The sequence below is a fragment of the Flavobacteriales bacterium genome (assembly GCA_013214975.1).
Taxonomy (GTDB): domain Bacteria; phylum Bacteroidota; class Bacteroidia; order DT-38; family DT-38; genus DT-38.
Genome location: JABSPR010000117.1, coordinates 1 through 1,680 on the forward strand (window position 1 = coordinate 1; position 1,680 = coordinate 1,680).

At 38.4% G+C, this 1,680-nt stretch carries 2 protein-coding genes; one reads left to right on the top strand and one right to left on the bottom strand.

Annotated features, from left to right (window positions below; all coding sequences use genetic code 11):
• On the bottom strand, positions 1-959 hold a 959-nt coding region (locus HRT72_04495; protein ID NQY66966.1), incomplete at its 3' end, for an IS4 family transposase.
• 339 nt (positions 960-1,298) lie between these two features.
• Here HRT72_04495 and HRT72_04500 point away from each other — a divergent pair.
• Positions 1,299-1,680, top strand: a 382-nt coding sequence (locus HRT72_04500) for a site-specific integrase (GenBank protein ID NQY66967.1), incomplete at its 3' end; no start/stop codon positions are given.

The following is a 1,680-nucleotide window of genomic DNA, read 5'->3' on the forward strand; positions in this document are numbered from 1 at the left end:
AATCCAGAAAAGTTTTCGATTTGTAATCGACTTTTCATTATCTTGTAATCTTCTTCTACAAACCATCGCTGGTGATACAATTCTTTAAAAACTTCGTGTGGGTATTTGTCATCATCGAGCAGTGATGTAATGAGTATTTCAACGGCTCCGTTTGGAAGCTCTATCCTTATTAGGCGTAAATCCATCGGCATGGTCGTTATGTTATACTCTTTACACTTTTTCAATGATTTTTCGATGGCGGGTGGAAATTCGTAGAGAGTTTCTAGTTCACCGCTTCTTAGGAAATGCCTTAAAATATGGCTAGAATCGACTGTTGCCCGAGCCACGAAGTTTACCTTTTTCTGTATATGCAGATTGAAAAGCCACGTTGCGGGATAACCTCTATCATATAAAACCAGATCATTTGAATTAGCATATTCGAGATGTTGCATCGCTAGAACCCTTTCGCCTATTCTGGGTGATGCAATTTGGACATCCACCGAAATCTGGTTGCCAATATCGTAGAGTTGAGAAAGTCGAGCTCCCGGATGTTTTGCATCGAAGTGAACTCTACCGAAATGCTCATAGAGTTCTTTACTTTCCGGCAGTATTGCGATGCTGCCATCAACAGCTAGCAATCTAAAACCTTTCCACGTTCGACAAACAGACGACTTATAAAAAACATCTATTAAGCAAGAATTAATGGCCTTGAAAGCACTGAAAGAAATCTTCTTCCGCGCTTTACAGAAAGCCGCTGCTGTCACGGTATTGGATGTAATGCATTTATCATCTAAAACTTGAAATAAACGAGATAATTCACTTTGAATTGATCCGTTGACCATGTTTAACATAAAGCTGATGAGACGAGGAAAAGTAAGCGACCTTTTTCGGGTAAAGTCTTTATCGTTTCTGCGATGTTGAGATATAAAATCAGGAGAGCAAATGACATGGTTTATTTTACATACAATTTGTATCCAAATATTGAACTATTATCAGTAGAATTTTGTTGAATCATCGATTTTTGCCTTTATATATAGGATTATTGTCCGGATATAGTAGACCTAACCGGCTAATTTTTAAAGAGATATCTCTTAAGTTAATGGCATTGAAAACCCCGCTACGGACCGATGAGTATAAATACTTACAACAACTAATTTACCAGAATAAGTCCCTAAATTTTACGCCATAAGACACACGATAAAACTTGGCATAGAAAACCATGCAAAAAAGCTAGGGTCTAGCGACAGACATTTGCCTCATTTATCAATTATTATTACTTTTTATAACACAGATTATCATAAGTAATCTATACTAACGACATGAAATACGATCATAATCCAGCCGAAGTCTATTTAGCATCCTTGCGCTCTGAGCAAAGCCGTACGGGAATGCGTTCATTATTACGTAATACAGCACTCTTTTTTGACGAAGATGAAACCGTGGAAACCTTTAGCTGGGCTAAGATGACTTTCCCCGATGTCTACGAATTCCTGAATGACTTACTGGAAGACAAAAAGTCACCTAATACAATTAACACCTACCTTGCCGCCATTAAAGGTGTTGCTAGAGAAGCCTGGCGTTTAAATCTAATGTCCATTGAGAACTACCACCGAATCAAAGACATCAAACGTGTCGCTGGCAAAAGGACAGAGACTGGCAGAGCATTATCCTCTGATGAACTCAACACGATGTTAGACCATT